Origin of the sequence: Dyadobacter sandarakinus, from assembly GCF_016894445.1 — a bacterium.
In the GTDB taxonomy this organism is placed as follows: Bacteria; Bacteroidota; Bacteroidia; order Cytophagales; family Spirosomataceae; genus Dyadobacter; species Dyadobacter sandarakinus.
This window is the reverse complement of record NZ_CP056775.1, coordinates 3,626,853-3,653,281: the sequence shown is the minus strand read 5'-3', so window position 1 is coordinate 3,653,281 and position 26,429 is coordinate 3,626,853. Positions and strand designations below refer to the sequence as shown.

22 protein-coding genes and 1 pseudogene are annotated in these 26,429 nt (G+C 49.6%); 14 read left to right on the top strand and 9 right to left on the bottom strand.

All coding sequences use genetic code 11. The features are described 5' to 3' along the window. Positions 1 to 10 precede the first annotated feature (10 nt). Positions 11 to 1,414 (bottom strand): TlpA family protein disulfide reductase, encoded by a 1,404-nt coding sequence (locus HWI92_RS14730; protein WP_204656507.1) that lies wholly within the window; start codon positions 1,412 to 1,414, stop codon positions 11 to 13. A gap of 103 nt (positions 1,415 to 1,517) precedes the next feature. On the opposite strand from HWI92_RS14730, the gene HWI92_RS14725 reads away from it, so the two are divergent. Next, entirely contained in the window at positions 1,518 to 2,294 is a 777-nt protein-coding gene (locus tag HWI92_RS14725; RefSeq protein WP_204656505.1) for a YdcF family protein, read from the top strand. A 2-nt stretch (positions 2,295 to 2,296) separates the two neighbouring features. On the opposite strand, the gene pfkA is transcribed toward HWI92_RS14725, so the two are convergent. Further along, entirely contained in the window at positions 2,297 to 3,271 is a 975-nt protein-coding gene (gene pfkA / locus HWI92_RS14720) for a 6-phosphofructokinase (RefSeq protein WP_204656503.1), read from the bottom strand. A 318-nt stretch (positions 3,272 to 3,589) separates the two neighbouring features. Here pfkA and HWI92_RS14715 point away from each other — a divergent pair, with 318 nt between their 5' ends. From HWI92_RS14715 to HWI92_RS14695, 6 genes and pseudogenes are all read left to right on the top strand, one after another. Continuing rightward, positions 3,590 to 6,076 carry a glycosyltransferase family protein gene (locus HWI92_RS14715; RefSeq protein ID WP_204656494.1) on the top strand — a complete coding sequence of 829 codons (2,487 nt, stop codon included), beginning with the start codon at positions 3,590 to 3,592 and terminating at the stop codon, positions 6,074 to 6,076. Continuing rightward, entirely contained in the window at positions 6,069 to 6,596 is a 528-nt protein-coding gene (locus HWI92_RS14710) for a DinB family protein (RefSeq protein WP_204656492.1), read from the top strand. The genes HWI92_RS14715 and HWI92_RS14710 overlap by 8 nt, the downstream gene beginning before the upstream one ends. Before the next feature lies 1 nt (position 6,597). Further along, the gene (locus tag HWI92_RS14705) at positions 6,598 to 6,825 is read left to right on the top strand and encodes a DUF2905 domain-containing protein (RefSeq protein ID WP_204656491.1); all 228 of its coding nucleotides are present in this window, start codon (positions 6,598 to 6,600) and stop codon (positions 6,823 to 6,825) included. A gap of 97 nt (positions 6,826 to 6,922) precedes the next feature. Then, a pseudogene (locus HWI92_RS25640) lies at positions 6,923 to 7,003 on the top strand (Crp/Fnr family transcriptional regulator); the annotation flags it as partial. Between the two features lie 97 nt (positions 7,004 to 7,100). Next, positions 7,101 to 7,475: a DUF8737 domain-containing protein gene (locus HWI92_RS14700; RefSeq protein WP_510186000.1), complete on the top strand. Its 375-nt coding sequence runs from the start codon at positions 7,101 to 7,103 to the stop codon at positions 7,473 to 7,475. 77 nt (positions 7,476 to 7,552) lie between these two features. Next, positions 7,553 to 8,311, top strand: a complete 759-nt coding sequence (locus HWI92_RS14695) for a GDSL-type esterase/lipase family protein (protein ID WP_204656487.1) — start codon at positions 7,553 to 7,555, stop codon at positions 8,309 to 8,311. On the opposite strand, the gene HWI92_RS14690 is transcribed toward HWI92_RS14695, so the two are convergent. After that, entirely contained in the window at positions 8,304 to 9,407 is a 1,104-nt protein-coding gene (locus tag HWI92_RS14690) for a Fic family protein (protein ID WP_204656485.1), read from the bottom strand. The two genes, HWI92_RS14695 and HWI92_RS14690, sit on opposite strands and share 8 nt — an antisense overlap. Positions 9,408 to 9,474: 67 nt before the next feature. Further along, complete coding sequence (locus HWI92_RS14685; protein WP_204656483.1) at positions 9,475 to 9,972, bottom strand: hypothetical protein; 498 nt, start codon at positions 9,970 to 9,972, stop codon at positions 9,475 to 9,477. A gap of 108 nt (positions 9,973 to 10,080) precedes the next feature. On the opposite strand from HWI92_RS14685, the gene HWI92_RS14680 reads away from it, so the two are divergent. From HWI92_RS14680 to HWI92_RS14670, 3 genes are read left to right on the top strand one after another with little or no spacing between them, the layout of a single operon-like run. Further along, a complete protein-coding gene (locus tag HWI92_RS14680) occupies positions 10,081 to 10,446 on the top strand; it encodes a hypothetical protein (protein ID WP_229247989.1) in 366 nt (121 codons plus the stop codon). 31 nt (positions 10,447 to 10,477) lie between these two features. Continuing rightward, complete coding sequence (locus HWI92_RS14675) at positions 10,478 to 10,966, top strand: DUF6934 family protein (RefSeq protein ID WP_204656481.1); 489 nt, start codon at positions 10,478 to 10,480, stop codon at positions 10,964 to 10,966. Between the two features lie 28 nt (positions 10,967 to 10,994). Further along, the gene (locus HWI92_RS14670; RefSeq protein WP_204656479.1) at positions 10,995 to 11,153 is read left to right on the top strand and encodes a hypothetical protein; all 159 of its coding nucleotides are present in this window, start codon (positions 10,995 to 10,997) and stop codon (positions 11,151 to 11,153) included. A 22-nt stretch (positions 11,154 to 11,175) separates the two neighbouring features. Here HWI92_RS14670 and HWI92_RS14665 read toward each other — a convergent pair whose 3' ends face one another. The 5 genes from HWI92_RS14665 to HWI92_RS14645 all read right to left on the bottom strand — a co-directional run bounded on the left by HWI92_RS14665 (position 11,176) and on the right by HWI92_RS14645 (position 18,791). Further along, positions 11,176 to 11,385 (bottom strand): helix-turn-helix transcriptional regulator, encoded by a 210-nt coding sequence (locus HWI92_RS14665; protein WP_204656477.1) that lies wholly within the window; start codon positions 11,383 to 11,385, stop codon positions 11,176 to 11,178. 242 nt (positions 11,386 to 11,627) lie between these two features. After that, a complete protein-coding gene (locus HWI92_RS14660; RefSeq protein WP_374757876.1) occupies positions 11,628 to 13,394 on the bottom strand; it encodes a RagB/SusD family nutrient uptake outer membrane protein in 1,767 nt (588 codons plus the stop codon). Positions 13,395 to 13,419: 25 nt separating this feature from the next. Beyond that, positions 13,420 to 16,938, bottom strand: a complete 3,519-nt coding sequence (locus HWI92_RS14655) for a SusC/RagA family TonB-linked outer membrane protein (RefSeq protein ID WP_204656473.1) — start codon at positions 16,936 to 16,938, stop codon at positions 13,420 to 13,422. Between the two features lie 213 nt (positions 16,939 to 17,151). Next, positions 17,152 to 18,117: a FecR family protein gene (locus HWI92_RS14650; protein WP_204656471.1), complete on the bottom strand. Its 966-nt coding sequence runs from the start codon at positions 18,115 to 18,117 to the stop codon at positions 17,152 to 17,154. A gap of 95 nt (positions 18,118 to 18,212) precedes the next feature. After that, the gene (locus tag HWI92_RS14645) at positions 18,213 to 18,791 is read right to left on the bottom strand and encodes a sigma-70 family RNA polymerase sigma factor (RefSeq protein ID WP_204656469.1); all 579 of its coding nucleotides are present in this window, start codon (positions 18,789 to 18,791) and stop codon (positions 18,213 to 18,215) included. 1,386 nt (positions 18,792 to 20,177) lie between these two features. On the opposite strand from HWI92_RS14645, the gene HWI92_RS14640 reads away from it, so the two are divergent. The 4 genes from HWI92_RS14640 (at position 20,178) to HWI92_RS14625 (ending at position 26,420) form a co-directional block, all read left to right on the top strand. After that, on the top strand, positions 20,178 to 20,756 hold the full coding sequence (locus HWI92_RS14640) for a helix-turn-helix domain-containing protein (RefSeq protein ID WP_204656467.1): 579 nt from the start codon (positions 20,178 to 20,180) through the stop codon (positions 20,754 to 20,756). A gap of 298 nt (positions 20,757 to 21,054) precedes the next feature. Further along, positions 21,055 to 21,762, top strand: a complete 708-nt coding sequence (locus tag HWI92_RS14635; RefSeq protein WP_204656465.1) for an HAD-IA family hydrolase — start codon at positions 21,055 to 21,057, stop codon at positions 21,760 to 21,762. A 20-nt stretch (positions 21,763 to 21,782) separates the two neighbouring features. Further along, a complete protein-coding gene (locus HWI92_RS14630; RefSeq protein WP_204656463.1) occupies positions 21,783 to 22,910 on the top strand; it encodes a TIGR03364 family FAD-dependent oxidoreductase in 1,128 nt (375 codons plus the stop codon). A 132-nt stretch (positions 22,911 to 23,042) separates the two neighbouring features. Further along, a complete protein-coding gene (locus tag HWI92_RS14625; RefSeq protein ID WP_204656461.1) occupies positions 23,043 to 26,420 on the top strand; it encodes a SusC/RagA family TonB-linked outer membrane protein in 3,378 nt (1,125 codons plus the stop codon). The last annotated feature ends 9 nt before the right edge of the window (positions 26,421 to 26,429 follow it).

Sequence of the window (26,429 nt, the reverse complement as noted above, 5' to 3'; positions counted from 1 at the left end):
GTAAAACGGATCACAGCTTCCGCGCGACTTTGTTCTGGTAGTACTGGAGAAAATCTTCCAGCTGCTCGACGGGCATTTTGCGCGCAATGATCTTTTTGTTTTTATCAAGAACGTAGATCGTAGGTGTGGTTACCACATCAAACTTCCGGTAAAAGTCGATCTGGTTGAGCGAATCAAAGCTATTGATCATGCTGTCGAGGTGATAAGTGGAGATAAATGACTTCCACTCTTCCATATTATGTTCCGTCGAAACAGCCATAACTTTAATTCCCTCGGCTTTTTTCTTGTCGTAAAATGCTTTCAGCAGTGGTGAGGCTTCCTTGCAATGCCCGCAGGTAGGGGAGTAAAAGAAGAGTATGGTATAATTGGCCTGGATCGTCTGCACACTTACTTTTTTGCCGGCAGGGTCTGTCAGCGTCAGGGCCGGGAAAGGCTTGTTGACGAGCAGATCCTTCATGGTATTCACCTTTTCTTCCACCCTTTTACGCACATCTTCCGATATGCCCATCTCGCCCGACAGGTAGTACCTGGTGGCCATATGCACCCATACAGCCTCTGTACCCACGGTCTTTGGCGTTTCGTACTGATTGGTGATGTAGTATACCACAAATGACTTTACATCTTTATTGGCCGAAGCTTTCTTGATCAGGTTATCGGCATTTCGGATCAGCGAGTCGGGTGTCTGCACGACCAGGTTTTTGATGTACCGATCCAGGCGGGGTTCCAGGAAGGGTGTGTTCATGATACGGCCGTCGGCAAAGTTAAATGCGTCCCAATAGTGTGCCTTGTAGTAGTTAAATACCCAAATGGAATCCGTTTTTCCATTTGGCAGCTTGGGAGCAGCAGGGATTTCGGGATCGGCAGACATTTTGAGCAGCTGCACCGTGAAGGTACCTGCATTGTCCTGCAATATTTTCTGCCGGTAAGTTTTAAATGCATCCTGTAACTGCCGTACTTTGGCCTGGCTCTCAGGAGACTTGTCGGCCGCCATTTTCTCGATCTCCATGGTACGTTCTTTCAGCTCTTTCTGGTAGGTATAAAAAAGCTGATTTTCAGGGGAGCCTGTAATTTTCATTGAGCCAACCACGTCTGCAGTATCCGTAGCAATGGAAAAATTCGTTTCCTTGCCGGAGTATACCAGTTCGATCCAGCGTTTGTTGCCGGGAAAAAGGATGACGTACAAGCCGCCGGGAAGATCTGTTTTTCCCTCAAATACCACTTTTCCGCTGGCATCCGCGCGGGAAGTATCTTTGGGTACAAAAAGGGTACTGCTCCGGTTATAATGCCCGATCACGAGCGATGAGTCCTTTAAACCTGTGATTGTTGCCTCAATGTGGTACCCCTGCGCAAGCAGGCGTGAGGCGGTCAGAAAAAGAAAGCATAGCAGGATAGTAGTGCGGGTATACATTTTCATGAGGCACAATCTTTTTTTAAAAGCAGATATTCAAATCATTTGAGCACCGTCAAAGGTTACAAATTAACTCCAGAACGACAATCCGGGGAAGCTTCTTATCCAAATGTTCTTTTTTCTGTCCAAAGCCATCGACTTCCTGGCCATGCCGCTGAGCATCATTCTCTGCGTGTTATTGTTCGGGATTTTTACAAATAACAAAAAACGAAAACAGGTAAGCCTGCTGATCGTATTCGTACTCCTGTTTGTGATATCAAACGGATTTCTGGTCAATAAGGCATTCAACTTGTGGGAGCCTGATCCTGTGAACCTCAGCACTATACGCAATGCCTACGATGTGGGTATTCTGCTGTCGGGCGGACTGGTTGACGCGCGTGATCCCAATGCAGATCAGGTGTACTTCGGGCGGCATGGCGACCGGCTTTTACAAACCTTTCTGCTTTACAAGGCAGGGAAAATCCGGAAGGTACTGATCACGGGTACCAGTGCCGACAGCATGATCATCGCAGGCAAAGGTGAAACCAGGCAGGCGGCGCAGCTGCTGGTGCAATGGGGCGTACCGGCGGGTGATATACTATTTGAGGAAAAAGCCCGCAATACGAGGGAAAACGCAATGTTTTCCTCCACAATACTGAAAAGCCGGTTTCCCGGAGGAAAGTTTCTGCTGATTACGTCAGCCTTCCACATGCGGCGCTCGGTAGGATGCTTCCGGAAGTTCGGCATTGAGACGGATAGCTATCCGGCCGATTTTTATGGCGGATATTATCCGTTCAATTTAAAAAGTGTACTGATCCCCAATGCCGAGGCCGTAGCCGGTTCGGGATTGTTGTGGCACGAATGGATTGGTTACACCGTGTACAAAGCGGTAGGTTACAGCAAATAACCCTACACGCTCAATATTTTCACCATTCTCAGCAGGTCTTCGCTGATTGGCTTCGGAAGTCTGATGGTATCTTCAAACGGCGTATACACCAGGTCATTATTGACAATACCCGCCATTACGCTTTTCTGACCGGCAATGAGGCCTTCCACAGCGCCCAGTCCCAGTCGGCTGGCCAGGATACGGTCATAGGCAGAAGGCTGGCCGCCGCGCTGCGTATGTCCCAGGGTCGTTACACGGATATCCGCATTTTCGTCTACCTGTACCTTGATTTTATCCGCTACTTCCTGTGCGCTTCCTTCCTCGTCGCCTTCCGCTACAATGATGATGGAAGATGATTTGGAGCGGCTCCATCCCTGTTTCAGAATTTCGACCACTTCCGAGATCGGGGTAAGTACTTCCGGAACCATCACGAGCTCGGCACCGCCGGCAATACCCGACTGTACAGCTATGTATCCTGAGTCACGGCCCATCACTTCAATAAAGAAAATGCGGTCGTGGGAGCTCGCCGTGTCGCGTATGCGGTCAATGGCATCTAATGCCGTATTTACCGCGGTATCAAATCCGATGGTGTAATCGGTTCCGTAAAGGTCGTTGTCAATGGTACCCGGGGCTCCTACGGTCGGGATACCGTATTCATTGCAAAATATCATGGCACCGGTGAAAGTACCGTTTCCGCCGATCGCTACCAGGCCTTCAATGCCCAGGTCGATCAGGTTGTCGTATGCTTTTTTTCTGCCCTCGGGAGTCATGAACTCTTTGCTCCGGGCTGATTTGAGAATGGTTCCTCCTCTTTGTACTATGTTGCTGACTGAGTGTGACTCCATTTTATAGACGTCGCCCGCAATCATTCCGCTATATCCTCTTCTGATTCCAAAAACTTCAACACCGTGATAGACGGCTCCACGCACTACCGCCCTGATACAGGCGTTCATACCCGGGGCGTCTCCTCCTGAGGTAAATACTCCAATTCTTTTCATTTAATTTCGGGTTACTTCGATCTGTCTCTGTATAGTTCCTTTGAAACTTGAAAGGAATGATTTCCGCAAATTTATCCGGTATTTTCTTAAAATATATGACTCAATTCTTAATTCTGTCAAAAAAATGCCGATCTAAGTTTACGTATTTACACTTCAAACATATATGATTACACATATATTTGCGCCCATTAATATAAATTTAATATACCTGAAACGACGGTTTTTAAAAATGTTCATTACGGAAAAGTGATATTTGGCCCGACCTTCGTTTTGAGTTAAAAAACCTGCGGTTTGACGCCGCCAGCTTAACCATCTCCAATGAAAAATCTGATCTCCTGGCAACGTGCCTGGCCGCACCTGGTTGCAGTAATCGGCTTCATGATCCTGGCCATTTTATACGTGCCGCCTACCCTCCAGGGCAAGAAGCTCAACATGCACGACGACATTCAGGCACAGGGAGCTGCCAGAGAAGTACTTAATTACCATAAACAAACAGGGGAGTGGTCAGGCTGGACCAACAGCATGTTTGCCGGCATGCCAGCCTACCTGATTGCAGCGGATTATCCGACGAGCATTTCCACCAAGCTGGGCCAGCTGGTCAATAAGATACTGCCTGCCCCGGCCAATTACTTCCTGATCGGCATGGTAAGTACCTACGTGCTTCTGCTGGTGGTGGGAGCAGGCGGATGGCTTTCGGCCATTGGAGGAGTTGCTTTCGCTTTTTCGGCTTTCAACGTCATCAATCTTGAGGCAGGGCACGTATCACAGGTAATTGCCGTGATGTACGCTCCCGGAGTACTTGCGGGCGTATTGCTTGCATTTCGGAAAAACTGGCTGGCTGGTGCAGCACTTACAGCCTTATTCCTTTCTCTGGAGCTTTATGCAAACCATGTGCAGATCACCTACTACCTGGGTATCGGTATTGTGATTCTTGTGGTGCTGGAAAGCATTTTGTTCATCCGGAGCGGTAAGGCTAAGGCACTTGTACCTATACTCGGAGGCTTGTTGTTTGCTGCTATCATTTCTGTTGGAACGCACACAACACGTCTTTGGAATGCGTATGATTATACCAAGGAAACCATCCGCGGTAAGTCCGAGCTTGCTGCTGATCCCCAGGCGCAGGCAGCTACGGAAGGCAGCGGTCTGGGCAAGGATTATGCTTTTGCATACAGCTACGGAGTCGGCGAGCTGCTGACCTTGATCATACCGAATGCATATGGTGGTACTTCGTATGGTCCGCTGGGCAATACTTCCGAGACTTACAAAACGCTCACTACCCGCGGTGTGGAACCCGCTGCTGCATTGAGCTTTTTACAGCAAAAACCACTCTATTGGGGAGAACAGCCCATTATGGGTGGCCCCAACTATGCCAGTGTCATTGTAGTTTTTCTCTTTATACTGGGTCTTTTTATTATCAAGAGTCCGGTAAAATACTGGGCCGCCGGCGTGGTGCTGCTCTATATTGTGTGGGCACTTGGCAAAAACTTCGCCTCCCTTAATTACTTGTTCTTCGATTACTTTCCGATGTTCAACAAGTTCCGTGCAATGACGATGGTTGTGTCACTGGTGCAGATGTTGATGGTACTGATCGGTATGATGGGATTGGCAGCCCTCGTGCAGAAAAGAGTGAGTTGGAACGATTTCCAGCGTCCGTTTCTGATCTCTTCCGGGATCATGGTCGTGATCACGCTGCTGCTTGCCCTGATGCCTTCAGTGTTTTTCAGCTTTCAATCTGCCAATGATCCTGCCTTTACAGAACAGTTTGCACAGCAGACCGGGGATAAGGTTTTTGCGCAGCAAATCATGAGTTCAATTGTTGAGGACAGAGTGGGCTTGATGAAAGCGGATGCATTGCGCAGCCTGATTTTTGTGCTGCTTACAGCCGGGCTTGTGTGGTTTTGGATGAAAAATAAGGTAAAACCGGTGGCATTTTACACGGTATTGCTCTTACTGGTCATCTTCGATCTTTTTGGTATTGACAAACGGTACCTTAACAGTGACGATTTTGTAGGAAGCTATGCAGCCCAGGGGCCTACCACCCCGTCGCCGGCCGACGAGCAGATACTCAAAGATCCCGACCCGGATTACAAAGTACTTGATGCTTCCACCTCTCCGTTTCAAAGTGCGGAGGCATCCTATTTCCATAAATCCATCGGGGGGTACCATGGTGCCAAGCTGAGGCGCTACCAGGAGTTGTTTGAGCGGCAGATTGCCAAGCAGAATGCCAATCCTGGTATGCTCAATATGCTGAATACCAAATATATTATTACTGCCGACCAGCAGGGCAACAAGCTGGTTCAGCCCAATCCGCAGGCATTGGGACATGCATGGTTTGTGAGCAGCTACCGCATTGTCCCCAATGCAGATGCCGAAATGCGCGCGCTGGATTCACTCCGGCCGCGGGAAGAAGCTGTGCTCGACCAGCGCTTTGCTGCCGTGCTCAAGGGACTTGTCCTCAAACCCGACTCCACAGCCAAAATCAGCCTGATCAGCTATAAGCCCAATGAGCTGGTGTATGAAAGCAATGCATCAGGCGAGGGCCTGGCGGTTTTCTCCGAAATTTACTATAACGTGCGGGACGAGTGGAAAGTGACGATCGACGGAAAACCGGCCCCCATGCTTCGCGCCAACTATGTGCTGCGTGCCTTGCGCGTGCCGGCTGGTAAGCATACGATTCAATTCAGTTTCGAGCCGGTATCAGTAACTGCGGGCAGCAAAGTGGACCTGGTGAGCTCCATTTTATTGCTCGCGCTGATTGCAGGTGCTGTTTTTGTTCAGGCTAAAAAAAATTCTCCAAATGACTGATCCCAGATTCCCCATCGGGCCGCTGGCACTTCAGGAGCAATATTCCCGCGATGAAGTTGCCGCACTGATAGATATTATTGCAGACGCGCCTGCGCACTACCGCACCCTGGTGCAGGATCTTGACAATGAGGACCTCGCCAGGACTTACCGCGAAGGTGCATGGACTGTCCGCCAGCTCGTTCATCATGTTGCTGATCTGCAGTTTGTGCATTACTTCAGGATTAAAAAGGCCGTGACCGAGCCGGATTACAAAGAGCCCACGCTTGTAGATATGAATGCCTGGGCGCATGCTGCCGACTCACTGGCAGCACCGGTGGAGGATTCACTGCGGATATTTGAAGGGGTACACAGCCGCTACGCTTTTTTTGCGCGCACGCTCACAGACGAGCAACTGGCCATCAGCTACTTCCACGGGCTGCGGAAAATCTGGATAACGCAGGCGCAGGCACTGGCCATGTCGGCCTGGCACGTACAGCACCATTTGGCGCACATCAAAATTGCACTGGGTTTGCCAGTATGATATGTCGCAGGCCACAGGAAAATATATTATACTGATCGGACTGGCCCTGGTACTGGCAGGCATTGTCATTTACTTTCTGAGCGACAAGCTGCACTGGCTCGGCCGACTTCCCGGAGATATCCGGGTAGAGAAAGAGAATTTCAGATTTTTCTTTCCAATTACAACAATGCTGCTCCTCAGCGCACTGCTGAATGCGGTCATCTGGATTGTACGGCGGTTTCTTAATTGATAGCCTTTATGGTAGATATGAATTCCCTGGCCCGGTACATTCATCAGACGGTTCCGATGGATGAATGTACCGGGCCGTAGAAATCGCCTCCAGATTCCCCCTGAAATATATTGCGTCATATCTTGGGGTGACGGATACCTCTCTCAGCAGAATTCGGAAGGAGTATGCCAAAAAATGATTTCTTGTCATTTGGTAAGTAGGGCAGCCTGCATGAATACAGTTTTACCTTGCTTCCGGCAAATCCGCCCGTATTTTGGCATTTACGATTGCATATCGTGCGACTGCCTGTAGAGATTGTTCTCTACTATATATTCATTGCGGGGCTGATTCCGGACTTAATGACTTTCGAAGGCCGCAATTTTGATATTCTTTCAGGCATATCGGCTGGGGTGGTCTATTATTTAGTTTTTGTAAAAAAATCGGCCGGGAACAGCTTGCTGCTGATCTGGAATGTCATTTGCCTTTTTTTACTGATCAATATCGTAAGCATTGCGATCCTCTCGGCTCAAACTCCCTTCCAGCAACTTGCATTCAAACAACCTAATATCGGCCTCACTTATTTTCCATTTTTGCTGCTCCCATCGCTGGTCGTTCCGATCGTCCTTGTTTCGCATCTTGCCGCAATCCGGCAACTTCTTTCGAGGAAATAGGGTATAAGCGTGCTGACAGGTGTTTTTTGATTTGATTTAAAACTACCGGTAGCATTCAACACAAACTCCCGATCCGCATGAAAACCATTTTTACAACCTTTATCCTCTCCCTGCTGATCGTTTGCAATGCATTGGCACAGCAAAAGCTTTCCATTGTTTTTATCGGCAACAGCATTACGCAGGGAAAAGGGGGCGACAATGGTTTCCCACCTCCCACACATGCAGTTAATTACCTGAAAAAACAAAAAGGTGTGGAGGATGTTGCATTTGTAAACGCAGGCCGCAGCGGCTCTACCACGGTAGACTGGCTGCCGGGAAGCGGAAGATACTTTGCCTTGGCCACACAAGCCGCCGACAGTCTCTTTAAAATGAAAGATCATCAGCTCGTGTTTTCCATGAAGCTTGGCACCAACGACAGTGCAATCCAGGGTCCGAACGGATCGCCGGTTTCCAAAGAAAAGTACAAGGCAAATGTGAAGACGATCGTGGATGAGCTGCTTGGTAGGTACCCGGGCAGCAAGGTCGTGATCCATCATCCGATCTGGTACAGTACCAATACCTACAATAGTTCCAGCTATCTTGCCGAAGGTCTCGAAAGGCTCAACAGCTACATTCCAGAAATTGACGCATTGACCTCCGAATACAAGTCTGCCCAGCCCGGACGTGTGTTCAAGGGAGATACGAAGGCATATAAGTATTTCAAAAAGCGCGCAGAAAAACTGTTTAAGCCGGAAAATGGTCAGCAGGGCGTATTTTTTCTCCACCCCAACGAAGAGGGCGTAGCCATACTCGGCAAGTTCTGGGGAAAAGCATTGAAAAAGGCGGTGCTCAGATAATGAGCCGGTAATTGGTACTCCTCCCGCCGGCCGCCTCTTTTTCCAGAATACCTTTTGTAACCAGGTCCTGAATGTCACGGCTGGCCGTATCCTGTGAGCATTTCATCATTTTTGCCCATTTGGATGACGTCAGTTTGCCAACAAAATCCTCCTGCATCCTGTTGATCATCCGGCGCTGCCGGTCACTCATGGGAGTTTCTGCATGCTTATCCCAAAACTGGACACGTTTCACAACCGCTGCCGATGTTTCCTCCGTGTGCTTCATGGCATCGCGCATGCACGCCAGGTACCATTTCAGCCACTCGGTAATGTCGAGTGTTCCTTTTTGTGTTTTTTCCAAAATGGAATAATACTCACTTCGTTGCTGGCGGATCTGCGCGGACATGCTGTAAAACCGCTCCGGACTGTCCTCGGCCCGGGCCAGCTGCATATCCGCAATCGCCCGCGCAATGCGTCCATTTCCGTCGTCAAATGGGTGAAGTGTTACAAACCACAAATGTGCAATACCCGATTTGATTATGGGATCAATGGTAGTTTCAGTGTTAAACCAGTCTAGAAAAACCTGCATTTCAGTATCAAGCATGGAAGCATCAGGTGCTTCAAAATGCACAGTTTCACGTCCCATAGGTCCGGATACTACCTGCATGGGGCCTTTCTCGTTATCGCGCCATTTGCCGACCATAATTTGATACATGCCGCTGCGGCCTGACGGGAACAAAGATGACTGCCAGCCGAAAAGCCGGTCTTTGGTAAGGGGCACGGTATAGTTCTGCGTAGCATCCAGCATCATTTCCACCACACCTTCCACGTTACGGTCGGCAGGTATGAGGCCTGCTGCATCCAGTCCCAGCCGCCTGGCTATGGAGGATCTGACCTGTTCCGGATTCAGTATTTCGCCCTCGATCTCAGTGGATTTGAGTACATCCTGGGTCAGCGTTTTCAGCACAGCATCTGATCTTACCGAAAAACCCATTGCGTTCATCTGCCCGATGATCTTACCCTGAACAAAACGCAGCTCAGCCAGCATGGGGGACAGGCGTGCCGTATCCCATTTGAATGCAGGCCAGTCTTTTTTCTGATAGATGTACTGCGGCATATGCGGAGATTATACAGCCTAATCTCCGTATTTCTGCGGAGATTAGCTAATTTATTCTCCGCAAAACTCAGCGCTTTCTTACAGGCTTGAAGCCGGTCAGGGCTTTTGTGCCGATCGTAGTTGCCTTGTTGACGGGTGTCAGCAGGGATTCGGTCGATTGGGGAAATTCGCGGTGATTTTCGAGGTACCTTTCTGTAATAAATGCTTCTTCACGCTCGAAGACAATCTCCTGCAAACCCATATAGGTGGTAATGTCGTAGAGCTTTTTGTGCCAGATCGCCGCTTCCAGGTTGCCGTCAAAGGCATAATAATTTTCAAAACCACGGTCAAACTTAAAATGAATCGGCTTGCCGGCATTGGCAAGCAGGCTTTCGGGGGTACCTGTGAGGGTAATGGGAATGTAGGTCTGCTTGTTATAGATAAATCCTCCGTACCTGGTTTTGATCAGCTCGCGCATGTTGCGGGGCGTATCACCTACAAAAAGTGCATCAACCAGAAGGATCATGCCGGCAGCATAAAATTGTTCGGCACTTTCAATGAGCGGGAGGCGGGAAATCGTAATCATGCTTATCTTGGTTATACCCTGCAAAGGTAGGCAAGTTTTCAGGCGTCGCGCGGTATGAAAGTTTTACAGAACGTTTAAATTGGCAAGTCCCTTAATTTAACAGCTATAATGAAACAGTTCAGGTTTATTGCATTGCTCGGCGACGGCCGGGAGAAGTTCAGCGACAAGGAGCTCGACGCAGAGTGGCCCACAGAGCCGATCGTGATCGACGCATTTGGTTTTTCAGACGTTTACAGATACTCCGGAGTGGTTTTTCTCAATGAAGAATGGTTTGAGAAATACGATAAGAACTGGAAAACGGGCACATCGGTAATCGACAAGCTGCTGGTGGATCTTGTTAAATACGCGGTAAAGGATGTTGCATCCGAAAACCTCATAAAAATCAAAGAGTACCTTTCGTCCCCACCTGAGACCACTGAAGAAACGATCCGCGTATGGCGCAGCTTCTACGACCCGGAGTTGAAGCGGATTTAAGAGCTTTGCTGCCGGTTTAAACCGGCAGCCTATGACCTTGCATAAGTACCCTGTCACAATTGTTGATCCTCGTGAGTACCCCGAACATTTCAATCTTATCGATGTTCTGGGCGCCTGGAAATTTTGCAGTGAAGGGAGAAACGGACGATTTGAGTTGAGAGTACTTATCACACGCTCAAAGCAGCAGGTGAATAAAGCCCGATGCAATCTTGGCTTTGGCGTTTTTAAAGACGAAGGCATTGACGATTTTATTGAAACTAGGAATGGCGATATGCAACATATTCTTGCAACGGTTGCGGCGATTGCGGTCAACTTTCTTGCTGAATATCCGGAGCTTGAACTGTATGCGGAGGGAAGCACGCCTGCGAGAACGAGGCTTTATCAAAGAGAAATTGCAAAAGTCATTGACCAGCTACCACCTGCCTTAGCGATTTATGGTCTTGTACGCGGCATCCACGGAGGTTTTATTAAGTTCCGGAGAGGTGTTAATTTCGACGCATTTTTGTTATTAAAGTATTAGTGGTAAATTCAATACAAACATTTGTGCTATGTCAACTGCTCAAAAGATTAACCGCGCTGTTTCAAAATCTCATGAACCGACTCTCGTCCGGGAAAATACAGCGGCCAGCAATATTGTTCGCAAAACCTTGCGGATGGCTGAGACAATCGAAAAGTATCCTTCCCCTGTGAAGAAAAAAATGGCTTAATGCCAGAAAGACCGGCGAGTTTTTATGGCTTTGTCTTGACCAGCAATTCTCTTACGTCAACATCCAAAATGTAAGCAATTCGCCTTAGTACCTCAATGCTAGGCTGTGCGTTGTTGTTGCAGTAGTTTGTAACAACAACATAACTTTTTTCCAGCTTTTCAGCCAGCCATGCCTGACTTCGCCCTTGCTCATTCAAGATTTCCTTAATCCTGTTTGCTTCTACTTTCGACATTTGAACACCGATTTTTGATGAGGCTCGATAACTTAGATGCAATGCATGATTTACTTAAAATCATGAAAGTGCAAAATGAGCTTTCAGACTGTGTTAATAACAATCTAAGAAACCAAGTAAAGTCATTTTGAGAAAAAAAGCTTACAGGCTTGATAAATAGGCCAGGTTCGCCAAGGGGCATTGAAAAAGCCTCCGCAATCGTTGCGGAGGCTTTTTCAATGTATTCATCTTTTGAAAAAAAACTAGTTATACCCCGGATTCTGTTTCAAAAGCGGCGCTCCGCCTGACATACTCATGTCGATCTGGTACTGCGGTATGGGGAAGTAACTGTTTCGGTTACTGAGGAATTTTGCTCCTGCCAGATCGGTCGTGATCTTGGACTCATAGTTGAAAAATGCATTCAGACCCGTTTCTGCAATACCCCAGCGTACCAGGTCGAAAAAGCGGTGGCCTTCCATGGCCAGCTCAATCCCCCGCTCGTAGTAAATCGCACCCAATACGTAATCCTTTCCTTTGGCAGCCAGCGTTCCTGCGGGGTAAGGTTTGATCACGTAGTTAGCCGCAGGTACCGCAGAATACCCGCCAAGCGGATTTCCGTCATTCACATATTTGTATAGCCAGCCGCTTTTATCCGCTGCACGCATCCGTACCCGGTTTACATATTCCTCGGCTTTGGCCAGGCTACCTGCATTAGCTTCAGCTTCGGCAGCCATGAGCAGCACGTCGGCAAAGCGGATTACCAGTACGTTGATCGCATTACCCGGTGCCCAGGAGCTCAGGTCGGCGTAAAGTTCCTGGTTTTTTTGCCGGTGAATGTTCTTTTTGGGTGCATACGGACCGCCGTAAGGCTGGTCACGAACCCAGTTCATGCCCGGAAACAATCCCCAGTCATGGTACGGAATGCCGCGGCGGCCCACTGTCCAGTCCAGGCGCGGATCGAGCGTGCCGGCGTCAGGCGTAAATGCAGCAGCGGAATTCAGGCCCATATCATTTTTGACGGCATGCGCATTGAAGTCGGTCAGGTAGGGGAGCCCGCTCGCATCGGTGCGGTACATGTTGACGAGCATCTGGGTCGGCTGGAAAAATCCGCAGCATGCAAACGGAGCGCCGGTACCATACGGAAAGTTGAGCATACTGCCCTGATTGGCATTCGTAATATCAAGCGTTCCGTCATTAGCTACCATTTGTATTGCAAATACCGATTCTGCATTGTTCTTGGTAGCTGCGTCGAAGTTATCCTTGTAGGATACCAGGTCATACTTCAAACCATTCGTAGTGGTGCCGCTGGCAATTACCTCGGTGAAAATCGTTTTGGCATCGCCGAATTTTTTCTCATACAGGTAAGTTTTGCCGAGATAAGCACCCGCAGCCCACTTATTAACACGACCCACCAGACTCTGCGTCATGGGAAGTTTTTCATAAGCAGCCTTAAAATCGTCCTCGATCATCGGCCAGATATCCTTATCATTGGGCTGGTTGAAGTCCGTCGTGTTCTCGTCGATCCACGGCACCATGTTCCACATTTTTTTCAGCTCAAAATAATAATGTCCCCGGAGGAAGCGGGCCTGACCTTCAATGTTCGCCTTCTCTTCGGCTGGCATATCATTCAGCGATTTCAGTACCCGCAGCACAGTATTGGCCCGGGTAACCCCTTCGTACAAGGCCTTCCATTTGGTATTGAAAAAACCATTGTCTGCGCCGCTGGCGAAAGTAGCAATCGCATTGATGGGCGTCTGGTCGCCGCCGTCGCTGCCTTTATGGGCTTCGCCTCCGGTAATTGCGCCGTAGATCCAGTTGTCGGGTGGCGACTCCCAGCCGTTTCCGCCTGTAAAGTCACCCTGCCCGTCGAGCGCAGCGTAGGCACCCGTCAGCAGACCGTCTATTCCTTTTGCATTGGCCAGTACCTCATCACCCAGCACACCCTGTACCGGTTTGTCCAGAAAATCATCCTGGCAGCTTTGCAGCAGGCAGCCTGTCAGCAGCAGGGCAGCCATATATCTTGTGTACATTCTCATATCGCTTTGCAGATATTATTTAAAAAGTAAGATTCAGACCCACTGTGTACTGCCTGGACGTCGGGTAAGAGCCCTCGTCAATCCCGAACACGATCGGACTTCCGCCGGTATTGCGGCTCACTTCGGGATCCAGGCCTGAGTATTTAGTGATCGTAAACAGGTTGGTCGCCTGCAGGTAGAAGCGCAGCTGCTGCATTTTCACTTTTTTCAGGAACGAAGGCGCCAGCGTGTAGCCCAGCTGCACATTCTTGGCGCGCAGGTACGATCCGTCCTCTACGAAATAAGAGTTGGGTACATTGATGGTGCTGAATGAGCTTGAATTCTCCTGGATCGGGGCTTTGGCATTGTGGTTTTCAGGCGTCCACGAATCATACAAAGCTGTTTTGCTTTTTGCCCCTGAGCGCGACGAATTAAAATCGCTCCACCATCGCGTCTGATTCCAGATCTGATTGCCTTGTACACCGTAGAAGAAAATGCTGAGATCCAGTTGCTTGTAGTTGAATGCAAGATTGAGCCCGTAGCTGAAATCAGGATTGGGGTTGCCCAGCATCTGCCGGTCGGCAGCGGTAATCTGCCCGTCACCATTGATGTTCTCATAACGGAACCTCCCCACGCCTGCACCTTCCTGGTACACAGCATCTGCATTGCCTGTTTGCTGGGCGGCCTGCGCATTGGCTGCAGCAATTTCTTCCTGAGAGTTCCAGAAACCGGTCACTTTATAGCCGAAGAACTGCCCGATGGAATTTCCTACGCGGTTGCGGACAATAGATGCGCCGTCAAAGCCGCGGCCTTCCAGGTCAAAATAATTGGTGTTATTCGTTACTTGCAGGATTTTGTTGTTGTAGCTCGTGAAAGTCAGCGTTGCATTCAGTTTCAGGTCGCGGCCGATGTCGAACTTCGAGTTCAGCTGCAGGTCGATCCCTTTGTTTTTCATCTGACCAATATTTACAAAAGGTACCGCACCCCCGCCGGCCGTGCCGATCAGCGACGGATTGAAGAGCAGGTCTTTGATATCCTTGATGTAATAGTCGGCGATGAGATCCAGCTTTCCTTTGAAAAATGTAGCATCAATCCCGATGTTGGTACTGATATCCTTTTCCCATACCGCATTCGGGTTGCCGATCTGGCTTCTCTCAAATCCTTCCACCGCGCCGTTTCCGCTTGTTCCGCCCAGATCATAGTAGGAACTGCGGCGATTGGAGGTGTAGGTCGTAAATGCATTTCCATTGCCTACGTTGATCTGGTTGCCCATCACACCATAGTTTGCCCGGATTTTCAGGTCGTCAATCCAGGGAACCGACTGCATGAAGTCTTCCTTGGAGATCCGCCAACCCGCACTCACCGCCGGGAAGTAACCGTAACGCTTGTTTATGAACTTGGAAGAGCCGTCGCGGCGCAGGATTCCGCCCAGGAGGTATTTGTCATTAAAAATGTAATCGACCCTGCTGATCAGTGAGTAAAGCGCGTCGGTAGAGCGGCTGCTGTAGTTGCTCCTGGTACCTGAGCCGGTATTCAGCGTCATGTAGTTAGGGTCAAAAGAAAAGTATCCCTGTGTACTGCCGCCCACTTCATTGTAGCGGTTGTTGTAAGCTTCGGTACCGGCCGTCACGGTCAGCTCGTGTTTTCCAAATGACCGGTGGAACGTCAGGATGTTGGTCCAGGTCCAGTTAAATCCGCTGTACGAGCCTTCCGAGTAGGTATTGGTGTTGCTGTTTTCCTTGTTTTCATAGCTTGGAAATGCAAACGAGTTCCAGCGGCCCGAGTAATTTTCCCCTCCGAAGCTGGTCCTGAAAGTAAAGTCTTTGAAAAGGTCCACTTCTGCAAAAACATTCCCGAAGAGCCGGTTATCCAGACCTTTATCATATCGTGTACGATCACGCATGGCTACCGGGTTAAATGCATCTCCCATACCCGTCGCCCGGCTGCCCGCGTAGTTGCCCATGATGTCGTACACAGGTACGATCGGCTGCATGCGGAAAGAAAATGCAATGGCTGAGCCTCCGTCGGAAGTACTGGATTTCGGATTATCGGAAATAGAGTAGGCCAGATTTTCACCGATGCGTATGTGCTTTCCAATGTTATACTGACTGTTTGAACGCAGGGTATAGCGTTTGAGGTAAGTATTGGTCAGCGCACCTTGCTGGTTGAAATAGTTCATAGAAAACAGGTAGCTGCCCTGGTCACTTCCGCCGCTGAGCGACAGGTTATGACTCGTGGAAGGTGTCGGTTTGAAAATTTCATGAAACCAGTCTGTTCCGGCCTTATTGGCTTTGACGATCTGGTTAAATGTGTTGAAGTCATCTACCGAAGTGTAGTTCGGGTTGACGTAGTAAAGGTCAGGGTTGGTAGCCGGGTCTCCTTCTTTGGCGCCGGTAGGAAGGATATAGTCGGGCAGTACGGGAGAGGCTCCGTAACCATACTGGTCGTCGCCTACGCTCAGTCCCGAGTTGCGCTGCACCCTGAATTTCAGTTCGGCCTGCTCCTGGGGAGAAAGCGTGTTCCAGACGTTCCCCCGGGGCGGTGTCTGCATACCAAACCACGCGCTGTAATTTACTTTTACCTTATCCTTACCTTTTTTAGTAGTAATAATGATGACACCATTGGCAGCCCGCGAACCGTAAATAGATGCCGAGCCTGCATCTTTCAATACCTGCATGCTGGCAATGTCATTGGTATTGAGGTCGGTGATGGAGGTAGTAGGTACCCCGTCGACCACGTAAAGCGGATTGTTGTTCCCGAATGTATTAAGTCCGCGGATGCGTACCTGGGGAGCATCGCCCGGCTGGCCGGAGCTGACCACAGTCACGCCCGAAGCACGTCCCTGCAGCTGATTGGTTACCTGTGCATCCGTGGTTTGTTTCAGCTGTTCCACATCTACTACCGATACGGCACCGATCAGGTCTTTCTTGCGCTGGGCTCCGTATCCGGTTACAACCACCTCTGAGAGCGTGGACACGTCAGGATCCATGCGGATATCGACCGTAGAGCGGGATCCTACCATGATTTCCTGGCCCACAAAGCCGATGAAGCTGTAAATCAAAATGGATTCGTCCCCGGTTACCTCAATGCTGTAATTACCATCCACGTCGCTCATGGTACCATTACTGGTCCCTTTTAAACGGATGGAAACAGAGGGCAGCGCTTCTCCTTTCTCGTCAGTTACTTTACCTTTTACCGTACGTACCATGCGCTCACCAACAGCATTCTGAATTTCCGGTTGTTCGGCTGCTGTCAATCGTTCCGTTACCCCGATCATTTTACCCACCTGCCTGAATTCCAGGGAGGTTTGCTTTTCAATCATTTTCAGGATTTCGGGGACAGAAGATTCCGGGGCGTACAAGGTGACCTCAGGCGCTTTGCGGATGAGCTTTTCGTCGAATGCAAAAGTGAGTCCCGTCTGGGCTTCTATTTGTTTAAAAACAGTCCTGACACGCGTCTGGCGGACGTCCATGCTGATGTGCTGGGCTTCGCTGGTTCCCGCCAGCAGCAGAGCCGAACTGAGCAGTTTAAGGCCAAGAATAAGCGAGGAAATGCGCATGAATTTTTTGAATAAGGGGATCCCCCTATGGTAATATTTCACCATATTTGTCTGATGTTTAATGGTTAAGCGTTAAACTCCTCCGTACTGACTGTTCATGGTTCCAAGCATTGCACAGCAGCGGAAAATCAAAAGATGCCGGGGACATTCGCATTGTTCCCGGTACTCTTCAGCCAGCCTTCCTGGAAAGCCCGCCGGTAACTTCTTTGCCTTTTATCTGATCACAATCGTACTGTCATTTAGCTGTGAGTAATTGAATTTTTTAGAAAAGCTCAGGACTTTCAGGACGTCCGCTACGGGCTGGTTGTCCAGCGTCAGGGTAATTCTTTCTGCCGGCAGCATGGTATTTTCAATCACGATGTGCTGGTTGTATTTTCTTTCCAATGCATGAAAAACCTCCGAGAGCAGCTCATCCTCAAATACGAGCCGGTTATCTTTCCAGGGTGCTATAGCAGGTTTGCTGACCTCACTCACCCGTACTTCAGCGCTCTTTTCGGGAACAACAGCCTGCTCGGCGGGTAGCAGCATTACAGCCGGCCGGCCAGGCTCGTCACGCAGGGTAACGCCTACTTTTCCGGTTTTTACGGTCACTTTGATATCGGGATCATTCCGGTAAGCCTTTACGTCGAAAGAAGTGCCCAGTACTGTGATGTTGAGTGTTTTGGCATGTACAACAAATGGCCTGGCCGATACATGGACAATATCAAAGAATGCCTGTCCCTCTTTCAGTACCACCTCTCTCGTTTGTGATGAAAAGTTGCGGGGGTACATCAGGCTTGATCCTGCATTGAGCCACACCCGCGAGCTGTCGGGCAGAGTGATGCGCAATGTTTTACCGAGGGGCGCATGTACGACGCACATGGCTTCGCTGGCCGACTGGTGCCCGGTAATCCGGAAAAACACCGTGATGAGCAGCATGGCCGCCGCTGCACCCCATAGCCACACGCTGCCGGCTTGCCACCATTTGCGGGCGCGGTGCTGCTGCATGTCCTGAATGTTCGCAAACATGCGTGCTTTGACATCGGCAGCATGTTCGTCCTGGCGTGTCAGCACAATCTCGGGCTCGCTCTCATCCTGCCCGTTCCGGTCGTACCATTGGTGCAGCAGCAGCTTTTCCTCCTCCGTGGCAGTCCCTTCCAGAAATTTCCGGGCGATGATCCTGATGTAGTCCTGTGTCATTGCATAGGGTTTATGCCTTTTGAATGCATAGAGGAGATCAGGAGTAAAAACCCCTTAGTTCAAAACAAAAATTTTTTCTTTGATAAAAAACCCGCTTACAATTTTGCGAAAATGAGAATCTGTAAAAGAAGATGCATGGCGCCTGCCAAGCTTGCACGAACTACCCTGAGGGCTTTGGTCAGGTGGGCTTCGGCAGTTTTGGGTGAGATCTGAAGTTCTTCGCAGATGTCTTTCAGCGGACGGTCCTGCAACTTGCTGTACTGGAATACAAGCCTGCATTTTTCGGGCAGGCGGTTGCTGACGTCGGTGATCATCTCGATCAGCAGCCGGTCCTCAATTTCCTGGTCAATGGATACAGACAGCTCGGTTGCGAGCTCGGTACTTACCTCGGGCAGCTGCCTAGACTTGGCCAGGTGCCGGTACGTTTCATACCGCAGCATGGCGGCCAGATAGGGTTTGAGGGACTGAATATGCAGCGTATTCCGCTTGATCCAGAACAGCATAAACGTATCCTGCGTAACCTCCTCGGCCACTTCGGCAGACTTCACAATGCGGTGAGCGGTATAATACAGCTTGTCCCAGTAGCGGTTATATATTTCATCAAAAGCACCGTACTCTCCGCGCTGCATCAGGGCGGTCAGTTCCTCATCGGAAAAGCTCTCGAAACCGGTCATGTGTCGTCAGGGCAAGGATTGTCTTACCAAATATAAATGATTTTGCTTGCTGTCCTACTGTAATTATTGGTTTATGCAGAAGTAAAGATGGCGTATATGTCTTGGTGTAAGCTTATTTTCAATAAAACCTTAGTATTTCCATATTTTATTTTGATTTTTCCATCACGAGCTCTGATACTGAAGGTGTTTGGTTGGGGGCAAAGGATAGTTGTGCACTTCCGAGATCAAAGGCATATATTTTCTAGATAATTCTGGCCTAAAACCACATCTTTTCTGCTTTTCATATTGGGGGCAATTGGATGGTTCAGTCGGTTGTCTTAAATCAATCTAAACCAAAGAGGTCGATATTGGATGCAGGATTGTTGCCGATATGATTGTAGGGCGGCTCAGAAGCGCTTCTCCGCCATCGGATCCACCTCATTCCCCGGCCTGATCTCGGGCATATACATCCTGGCTCTACAATCCAGGTACCCACTCCCGACTTACAGCTTCTTCTAATTGTACAATCAGCTAGAGATCATTTAAATATTTTTGTGTTAAGACAGGTTTAGTAAGGCTTGGTAAGTGATGTCATAATGGACGGAGACAGCATACCTGCCATCTTTATCAACCATACTAATTGGGTTGTTGTTGCCATAGGTAAAAGGGCTGAAAATCAAAGTTTTCTCGTCCATCGGATCGACCCCATTCTACCGCCCAATCTCGTGCATATAGAACCTGGCCCCATAATCCAGATACTCGCTCCCGACTGTAACTCCTTGCCATTATACAAATACCTGTTCACCCCATTCCTGACCTTCTGCGAAGCCCCGTCTCGGTTAATACTCAGCCCAAAAGGATAATAATCCGTCCGCTGCAACACATTCCCTTTCTGATCAAAAACGATGCGGATGTTGCCCAGATGATCTTTAAGGTAGTACTCAAAGACCGGCTTGCCATTCCGCATCACGGCCTAGCCTTTACGTGATTTTAATGCTAAAAAGCAGTACGCCGTGTAGCTGATTTCCACTTTGCTACAATACGAGAAGCCCTCAAAACCCATCCGTGAGGACATGCTTTGAGGGCTTCTTTTTGATCTCAACAGACTTTCTTTACAAATGAACCCCGTTTTTGAATCGTATGAGCACTTTACTGGTGGAGTCGACGCTTAGATAAACCTATAAAGGCTACGCTCCGCCTAGTCAGATCGGATTAAGCATGGCCGGCAATGAACCTAAAATCTGATCCGGGAAGACTCGGAAATGATCAGCCGGCAGAACTCATTGATCCTGTGGCTTGATTGTGACGAATTGTGCTATTCTGCGTATATATATGCCTTTCATCAGAAAATATAATTTACCTTGTGCCGACTTTGGCGAACGATAAGGAAAAACAAAAAAACGCGGTATGCAGGAAGACATTCTTTTTCAGATCAGCAACAAGCTGAAAGAGATCAGGAAAGGCAAGGGTGTAACATTGCAGGAAATTGCCGACCAGGCGGGGGTGACCAAAAGCCTGGTTTCTCAAATAGAAAACAGCCGGACCATCCCGTCCCTGCCCGTCATGCTGGGGCTCATCCAGGCTCTTGATATCGACCTGAATGCCTTTTTCAAAGATATCATTTCTAAATCACCGGGCGAAAACGTCCTCATCCGCCGGAAGGAAGAATACCAGCCTTTCACCAAGGAAAATGCGAAGGGTTTCTTCTACCAGCGCATTTTCAGCAAGCAGTTCAAAGACAACCACATTGACGTAGTGCTGCTCCGGCTTGAGAAGGACGCGCGGCGGCCGATGGTCCGCACCAATGCACTGGAGTTTAAGTATGTACTGCAGGGAGCTGTTGAGTATACGGTTGGTAAAAACAAATACGTGCTCCGCCAGGGAGATTCCATGTTTTTTGATGCCAACGAACTCCACAATCCCAAATGCATTGAAGGCAATGAGGTACTCCTCCTGGTGATCTACTTTTTCAACGAAGCGCAGTAGCCAAGCTTCTTCCCGGGTTAAGTATTAATTAACATCGGCTTAACATTCTCCTCCACATTTCATTTTACCTTTGAACCGGATTAAAGAAAAATAAGGCAAATATTAAGTATTTGTTAACTTTTGTTTGTGTATTTAATAAAAGTACGATATTTTTACTTTGCTGCCGGCAACTTCTACATAGTATTGTTGATGTTTTAAGTTCAACCTTACTTTACAGTACGCGGGCTTTTTCAATTTGGCTTTTCCTAAACCCTTATTGTTCTTTAATTCCATTCATTCACTAATACACGAGCAAAAAATGCCGATCGAACTGGTTGTATTTGACATGGCGGGAACCACTGTCAAGGATAAAAATTATGTCGGGATCGCTTTCCAGGAGGCGATGATGTCTTATGGCTACACCGTGGCCCTGGAAGATGTAAATCCCCTGATGGGCTACGAAAAGCCGCTGGCCATCAGGATGATGCTGGACGTTTTTGAGTCGGATAAAAACCTGATCGCAGGCGACCTGATCGGCAGGATACACCATGATTTCGTAGAAAGGATGATCCGCTTCTACCGGACTACCGATGAGCTGGCACCTTTGCCCCATGTGGAAGAAACCTTTGCAAGGCTGCGTGAAATGGATGTGAAAATTGCATTGAACACGGGTTTCTCACGTGATATCGCTGATATTATCCTGTTCCGGCTGGGCTGGGAGGATAAGATAGACCTGCTGGTAGCCAGTGATGAAGTTAGCCAGGGCCGGCCCTATCCCGAGATGATCCAGAAGATCATGCGTGAACTTCAGGTTGCTTCCCCCGAGCTCGTGGCCAAGGTGGGCGATACGGAGGTGGATGTAAATGAAGGCAGAAATGCAGGCTGCAAATACGTGATCGGCGTGACGACTGGAGCATTCACCCGCGAGGAGCTGGAACCTTACCATCCTACACACATCGTGGACAATATCTCGGAAGTGCTCGCGATTATCGAAAGCGAAGTGTATTCAACACCAAAAAGCGCGTAAGCTGCATATTAAACTGAGTAATGGGCAAGTCTGCAATTGTGATCGGTGCGGGTATTGTGGGGCTGGCGACAGCCCGGGCGCTGGCTGTAAGAGGGTATGCAGTAACCGTCATCGAAAGATCTGAAAAGGCAGTGGGAGCATCCATCAGGAACTTTGGAATGGTGTGGCCCATCGGCCAGCCCGAAGGAAACCTGTACGAGCGTGCACTGCGTTCCAAAAGTATCTGGAAAGAGGTACTCATAAGCGCAGGCTGCTGGCACTACGAAGGCGGCAGCCTGCATATGGCCTACCAGCAGGACGAGCTGGAAGTGCTCGAACAGTTTGCCGGAGTGAGCGGCTACAGACCTGTACGGGTACTCAATGCGCAGCAAACCCTGGACGCTTCGCCGGCTGTTAATCCGCATGGCTTGCTGGGCTCCCTATTGTCCGAAGACGAAATGATCGTTGATCCGCGTGAGGCGATCGCCGGTGCCGCCAGGTACCTCAGCGAGCAGCTGAACGTGCATTTTATATGGAATACCGCTATCTCACGGATTGATTTTCCAAACATTTATTCAGGTGGTCAAAGCTGGCAGGCTGACGAAATATACGTATGCAGCGGCCAGGACTTTGAAACGCTCTATCCTGAAATCTTTTTATCCTTGCCCATCACAAAGTGCAAGCTGCAGATGCTCCGGCTCGAAGCCCAGCCTGAAAACTGGAAAATCGGGCCGGCGCTATGCGGCGGCCTTTCCCTGATCCATTACCACGGCTTTAAGGCGGCAGCATCCCTGCCGGGCCTGAAAGCAAGGTACGAAAGCGAGTACGCCGACTACCTGAAATGGGGTATCCACGTGATGGCCTCACAAAATGGCCTGGGCGAAATTACAGTAGGGGATTCGCACGAATATGCCCTTACTTTCGACCCGTTTGACCGTGAATTTATTAATACCATGATCCTCAGCTACCTGGCGAAGTTTGCAACGTTCAGGTCGCCCAGGGTATTCCAGACCTGGCACGGCATATATCCCAAAATGACCAATGGTGCCACCGAAATCGTGATCAGGCCCGAAAGCGGCGTAACAATAATCAATGGACTCGGCGGTAACGGTATGACCCTCTCGTTCGGATTGTGCGACGAGGTGATAGGCGGAACGTACCAGGCATAGTACTACACACTTTTTATTCCATACAGAAGGGGCGTTGAGCGGTTTTGGCATCGGCCAGAAGCCGGTATTCAGTAAGGCCCGGACCGGGAAAGGTCTGGCTATTCGGTCAGTATCACCAAAAACCCAAACTATATGTTAACCAGATCTCCCCAACGCATGCTGATGAAGAGGTGCGGGCTGCTGGCGCTCGGAGCGCTGTTTACAGTCCATATACCCCTCTCGGCAGAAAAAGTGTTCAAAAACCCGGCTGCAAGGCCGGTCCATGCGCCTGAAACCGAAAAAAGAAATGCTGCGTATAAGCGTGTACCGTTATTGAAATACGATGCTTTAATAGATGTTAGCGGGAAGGTTACTGATAAAAACGGCCAGGCACTGCCCGGCGTGAACGTGGTGCTCCGGAACACGCAGAAGGGAACAACCACGAATGCAAACGGAGAGTTTTCCCTGTCGGCTGAAAGTGCGTCCGACGTGCTGGTTTTTTCATTTATCGGTTATAAAACGCAGCAGTATACGGTGGGTACCCAAACCACCATCGCAATTATCCTGGAAGAGGATACCAATGTACTCGACGAGGTGGTAGTGACCGCATTGGGGATCACCCGCGAGAAAAAATCATTGGGTTATGCGACCCAGCAGGTTACCGGCGAAATCATCAATGAATCGCCGGCCACCAACTTTGTCAACAACCTGTCCGGCAAGGTGGCGGGCGTGAACATCAGCAGCGCGGGCGGTGTGGGCTCCTCGTCACGGATCACGATCAGGGGCGAGTCGTCGCTCTCGATCATGAGCAACCAGCCGCTCTTCGTGATCGATGGGGTGCCGATCGGGAATGATGGCACAAATAACTCAGGCAGTGCTGATTATGGTAACAGTGCCTCCGAGATTAACCCGGCTGATATTGAATCGATCAATGTGCTGAAAGGTCCGGCTGCGGCGGCCTTGTACGGCTCGCGGGCTGCGCGGGGTGCTATTGTGATCACCACCAAAAAAGGCAGCAACCGCAAAGGGCTGGGCGTGAGCTTCAACTCGTACCTGTTTGTGGAACAAGTAGGGCGTCTTCCTAAATTTCAGAATGATTTTGGCCAGGGGAACAATGGTAACTATGAAGGCTCCAACTTCGGGGCGAGCTGGTCGGGATATCCAAACGGAGACAATGACGATTACGATGAAAGCTGGGGACCAAGAATGAACATTGGTACTACCAAGGCACAATTTGATTCTCCTACCACCAATGGTTTCCGAGGCGGCGACGTAGCGATCCGCAACCGGGGCGACATCATCAAAACCCCCTGGATTTCACAGCCCGACAACATCAAGGACTTTTTTACACAGGGAAGCAAATACTATAACAACCTGGCTTTCTCCGGCGGCAATGAAAATGGCGACTATCGCCTCTCGCTCACGTCACTGAATGAAAAAGGCGTGATCCCCAACAACAACCTGAACCGCTACCAGGTAAACCTCAACAGCAGCTACCACCTGACCAAGAGGCTGACCTCATCCATCAATATCAATTACGTTAAACAAAGCAGCACCAACCGTCCTGATAATGGTTATGGCCGCAATACCTTCATGTACTTTTTCACCTGGATGGGCCGGAATGTTAATATCAACAGTCTTAGAAACTACTGGCAGCCGGGGCTGGAAGGTGTGCGGCAGTTCCAGTACAACTACGGCGAAAACCACAACAACCCGTTTTTTCTGCAGTATGAAGATACCAAGGGGCAGAACAAGGATCGCGTTTACGGAAATATAGCGCTCGAATATGCTTTCAATGATCATCTAAAACTAAAACTCCGCTCAGCGGCCGATCTGTACAATGATTTCAGGCCAATGCGCTGGGCAGTCAGTACGGTAGATGTGGAAAGCGGCAGCTTTTCAACCACTTCTATTAAAAACGAAGAACGTAACACCGACTTCCTGCTGACTTACACCAATGCATTCGGTGGCGGGGACTTTGGTTATACCCTGTCTGCGGGCGGCAACCGGTTCGACAACTCGGGCCATAGCGAAACCACCACAGCACCGCAGCTGCTCATCCCGGGTATTTACACCATTCAGAATACCGCCAGCCCGCTCACCGGCTCCTCGGGCAGTTACAAAAAGCGGATCAACAGCTTGTACGGTGTGGCTAACTTCAACTACAAAGACCTTTTTTACCTCGATATCAATGCGCGGAATGACTGGTCAAGTACTTTGCCAAAAAGCAACAACTCCTACTTTTATCCTTCGGTTGGCGCCAATGCCAACATCAAAAGCATCCTCAGCCTGCCCAAGGCATTCAGCCAGGCTCAGCTGAGGGGAAGCTGGGCACAGGTGGGTAATGATACCGGTCCGTACTCGATTTACAATACCTATGGCAATGCCAGTCCGTGGAACAATTATTACGCGCTGGTAGGCCCGGGTTCGCTCCTGAACCCGAATCTGAAACCTGAAATCACCTCTACCTACGAGTTCGGGGCTGCACTGGGTTTCCTGAACAACAGACTGGGACTGGACGTAACTTACTACGATATACGTTCCAAAAACCAGATCATCAGCCTCCCGCTCGTACAGAGCTCCGGTGCCACCTCGAAGCAGATCAATGCCGGGCAAATCCGCAACACAGGGGTTGAGGTCATGATCAATGCGACGCCGGTAAGTACGGCCAGTTTCAAATGGAATTTCAATGTCAACTGGTCGCATAATACGGGCAAAGTGGTGTCCCTGACCAGTGAAGTAGACAAAATTGTGCAGGCAGCGCCGGGTGAAGATGCATCCGTCCAGGCCAGGGTAGGCGAAAAAATGGGTGCGATCTGGGGGCCCGGCTACCAGCGCGTGGCTGATGGCGCAATGAAAGGTCAGGTGATTATTTTCAATGATGCCTATCCGCGGCCGACCAGCGAGGATATTCACCTCGGCAATTACAATCCTGACTGGATCGCAGGTATTTACAATCAGCTTACCTACAAGAACGTCAGTCTCAACTTTGCTTTCGGCGGGCAGTTTGGCGGGGAGTTTATTTCGAGGTTTTTCAACAAAGCCGCAGGCGCCGGGCAGCTGGAAGAAAGCGCTTTGGGGCGCTCGGCAAGGACACCCGGCAGCGAGTACAAGGATCCGTACTACATACCGGGAGCGGCCCAGATGGAAGACGGCAGCTACCAGCCCAACAACACCAGCACCGACGGGACTTACAGCCAGGGAGTGTACGGTACCAATGCGCGTTATTTTATCAAAAAACCACTCGATCACATTTCCGAAGCACAGATTTTCAGCTCTACCTACTTCAAGCTGCGGGAGCTGTCGCTGGGTTACAGCCTGCCTTCCAGCTGGGTTACGGGTAAATACATCAAAAATGCACGCATTGCTGTAACCGGCCGGAACCTGTTCCTTTTTACGCCTAAAAGCAACAGGCATTTTGATCCTGAGGTCGCTACCGCAACATCAGGAGGCGGCCTGATCCCCGGCTTTGAAAACATGAGTACACCGTCGACCCGGGAAATGGGAGTAAGCCTCAACCTGAATTTTTAACCTGAACGA